1 protein-coding gene is annotated in these 4,333 nt (G+C 49.6%); it reads right to left on the bottom strand.

Annotation, left to right across the window (positions count from 1 at the left end):
* Positions 1–3,660: DUF5011 domain-containing protein (locus A3750_RS09250; RefSeq protein WP_197474975.1), on the bottom strand; the 3,660-nt coding region annotated here is incomplete at its 3' end.
* Positions 3,661–4,333 lie beyond the last annotated feature (673 nt).

Genomic DNA, 4,333 nt, shown 5'->3' with positions numbered 1-4,333 from the left:
ATTTGGATCGACAGCGCCAGTTGGGACGATGGAACCAGATAGATCGCCATCGGCTGCATCGGAGGCGGTCGCGCCAGGATCAGTAAATGGCGTTTGCAGTTCATGCAGGATCGGGTTGCTGCCCAGTAGGGTAATGGTCGGCGCGCCGGTATCGACGACGTTCACAGTACGTGTCACGGTCGCCGCCGCATTGCCCGACGAGTCTTGCACGTTGTAAGTAAGCGAATACGTGCCAATGACGCTGGCATTGACGCTGCCAGTCACGCCAATGTTACCGGTGATAACACCATCGATGTTATCGGAAGCGGTTGCGCCGGCATCGGTGTAAACCGTGCCTACCTCGTGATCGACAGGATCAGAACCAAGTAGCGTGATGACTGGGATGGTCGTGTCGACCACATTGACGGTGCGCGTAACTTGCGTTGCGGCATTGCCTGCGGCGTCAGATACATCGTAAGTTAGGATGTATGTGCCTTGTGTATTTGAATCGACTGTGCCGCTTTCGTTAATCGCGAGCGTCAAATCGCCATCGATGATATCTACCGCTGTTGCGCCTGAATCTGTATATGCGGTGCCTTGCTCGTGTTGTACCGTAGCGGCGCCATTTAGAGAAATGACGGGGGCCGTGCGGTCAGCCACGATGACTGTTCGAGTTAAAGTCGGCGCTGGGTTTCCTTGCGAGTCGGAAATATCATAGGTGAGGGTATAGGTGCCTGCAGTATTCTCGTCAACGGATCCTGTTGCCGTCACGCTGCCCAAATCGCCATCGGCGTCATCAGAAGCGGTCGCGCCAGGATCAGTAAATGGCGTTTGCAGTTCATGCAGAATCGGGTTATCGCCAAGCAATGTGATGGTCGGTGTTCCTGTGTCGACTACATTTACAGTGCGTGTCACGGTGGTGGCTGCGTTACCGGATAGATCGGTGACGTTATAGGTAAGCGTGTAGCTCCCAACGAGCCCTGCATTGACGCTGCCCGTAACACCAATTCGTGATGTAATATCGTTATCAATATTGTCGTTGGCCGTCGCACCAGGGTCGTTGAAAATGGTCGCAACCTCATGCTGGAGAGGGTTGTCGCCCAAAATTGTGATGGTTGGAATGGTTCGATCTGCTACCTGGACAAGTCGTGTGACGACCGAAGAGGGGTTGCCTGAAGCATCAACGACTGAGTAGGTGAGGATATAGTCCCCAGCAACATTGGTGTTAACGGTGTCTCCCCCGACAGTAATAATGCCTGTAAGGTCGCCGTCTATGTTATCTGACGCAGTAGCGCCGGCATCGGTATAAACCGTTCCCAATTCGTGTTCTACAATTGGGCTGCCTAACAAGGTAACTAGCGGGGGCGTTGTGTCAGCAACGTTAACTGTGCGAGTTTGTGTCGGCGCAGCATTACCTGCGGCGTCTGCGATGTCATACGTTACGATGTAGGTTCCAGTGAGGAAACCATCTACTGTATCTCCTGCGATAGCAATTGCGCCAGAGAGATCTCCGTCTATTGCATCAATCGCTGTAGCCCCTTGTTCCGTATATGCAGCGCCAAGCTCATGCTCCAAAGGATTGTCGCCAATAATGGATAAAACGGGTGCTGTTCTGTCGGCGACATTAATAGTGCGGGTTTGCGCTACTGCGGCATTCCCGGCCGCATCAGTTACGTTGTATGTTAGGGTATAAATGCCTGTCGTATCTGGATCGACGCTTCCTGTAATGATGACGCTTCCGGTCAGATCTTCACCTGGTACGTCGCTTGCGCTGTAACCTGGGTCGGAAAAAGGTTGTTCAAGCTCGTGGTCAATGTCTGTCGCACCAAATAAGGTTATCTCGGGTGCGGTTGTATCTTGAACCTGAACAGTGCGAGTCACTGTGGTTGCCGCATTGCCTGCCACGTCTGAAACGTTATACGTTAAGACATACGTTCCGGTTAGGTTTGTCGACACCGAGCCTGCAATTGCGACGCTGCCGCTTATGTCTCCATCAATGTTGTCAGTCGCAGTCGCGCCGGATTCAATGTAGGTATCACCCTTTTCAAGTGTTAATGGGCTTGTGCCGAGCAAGGTGATTGACGGTTTTGTCGTATCTTGAACGACAACTGTACGAGTTACAGTTATCGCAGTGTTGCCGGTAGCATCTGTAACATCGTAGTCAAGGGAGTAGGTACCTGCTACCGCAGAGTTGACCGAGCCTGTAATGGTTAGGTTGTTGCTGATGTCTCCATCTCGTGCATCAATTGCTACGGCGCCAGGTTCGGTGTAGCTGGATCCCTGTTCAACGTATAGCGGGTTGTCGCCATTTAAAGTAATAACGGGTGGGATGACGTCGACTTCAAGCACGTACACAGTTCGGGTGATTGGGTCAGCGGCATTACCAGCAGAGTCAATTACGTTGTAGGTTATTAATGTGCCTTCTGCAGGGCCGGGAACCGATGTATCTATTAATGTAGGTACATTAAGAATATCTGGCACTGCAGTAACGCTGCTTGAGATATCGCCGTCTTCTTCGTCAGTAGCTATCACGCCAGGGTCTGAATAGCTGTCCCCAACGATGAGTGTTACATCTTCGCCTACGAGAGTTAAAATCGGCTTTTTGTCATTTCCTGACTCGCTAATTTCAACGCTCAGGGGAACCCCTGATGCGAAATCGGCAAACAAAAAGCAGCCATCTCTATCGGTGGCTGTTGACTGATCGCTTTGTGCTGCTTGGCTAAGCAAGACATCCCCATCGATGCCAATGCCATTTTTTTCTACGCAACCCATAATGCCGAACGGCGTTATGCCGCTGTCAACTTTATGAATGCTCGAAGCGCTATCGTTGTCTCGGTTAGTCACCCATAAGAACTGGCCATCCCATGCTAGGCCGAGAGGATCATTGAGAAAAGACGGGTTCTCTAGATAGGTGAGTATGTCGCCGTTGGCCGGATTAATGCGGTAAATTCGTTGCTCTTCTCGTTCCGTTACCCACAGCGCGATCCCGTCCCAAGCGATTCCGAATGGTCGTGCGCAGAATTGGACATTGTCATAGGGTTGCGATCCACAAGCCGGAAGTGTCGATGGGCCTGGTATGGTGTCAATAACCGAGCCATCTTCTGGAAGTACTTTGTTGATGGTGTTCGACTGCCAGTCGACGATCCAAAAATGGGTGCCGTCAAATGTCATTCCTAGTGGTGAAGGGAATGGCATGGTGTCCAGGGTGTTTTCTGTTTCTAGATTATCCCCGTCGACGGGATCTAACTTAACAATATCGTCCGTAACAGGGCTGGCATTCCAGAAGAAGTTGCGAGCGAAGGTCAAAGAGCCGCCGCCTCGACACGTGGCCTGGTTGTCGCAAAATGGCAGTCCATTAGGAATGTTGTCTGGAATTGGAATGTTGAAGTCGCTGTCGCCTGGGTTGTTAAGAACGGTAACTTCATCTTCATCAAAAACCGTCTCGGGATACACGCGATAGATGCGATCGCTCCAAACATCGACTACCCATAAGTAACCGTTGTAGGTGGCGATACCCTGATATCCGGTAGGTGACGGCACGCCTGTCGCTTCGGAGTTGGAAATGGTCAGTGTTTCGAGTACGTCGCCGGGTGCGCCATAAATGTTAGTAGCCCCGAGCATTGATAGTGTTAGTAGGACTAATGTGCGCGCGGCGAGTCGAAGCTTGTTAAGTGTTTGCATAGGCACGAAAACTGAAACCATTTGTAATGAAGTTAGGTTGATCGTTGCGTGATCAAATAAAAGTTGGCGAAGTGTAATTGAGTGCTGCTTTGAGTACTGCTAACTGGTGCGCAATACAACGGCGAAACTATAAACAACCGTCAAATGTATTACGATTTTGCCAACTCCCTTCGAGCTCGAAGTCTCGAAGAAGAAAATTTAAATTAAGGCTTGCGCATCAGGGCGAGATATTTATAATGCGCGCTCGCTTTGAGAGACGGCCGGCAAGGGTTGAACGAAAAGCGAACACGAGCCGGGTTAGCGGAAATATTGGCTATATAAGTACCTGGTTTTGTTGATGACTTTTTGCTGATTTATTGGCTTCAAAAAATAAATCAGAAACTTCAAAAAAGTCGTTGACAAGAATGTGAGGCTCTGTAGAATACGCGCCTCGCTTGAGGGAACGAAGCAGTTCGTCAAGCACCGATCTTTAAAAATTAACCAAGCAATTCGTGTGGGCGCTGACTGAGATGATGTCACGTTAAAGCTTTGAAGTTCTTAGGAATTTCTAGCTATTAAGAGATTATCAAGTCAACGTTCTGTGAATTCATTTATTGTAAACAGTAATTGTTTTATACAGTAGTTTTACTTGAGCAAAATTTAGATTCCTTTTGGAATCACTTGAGAGATTAAA

This window comes from Oleiphilus sp. HI0079, from assembly GCF_001635105.1.
The sequence above is the reverse complement of the archived record's forward strand: the minus strand, read 5'-3'. Positions and strand labels throughout refer to the sequence as shown.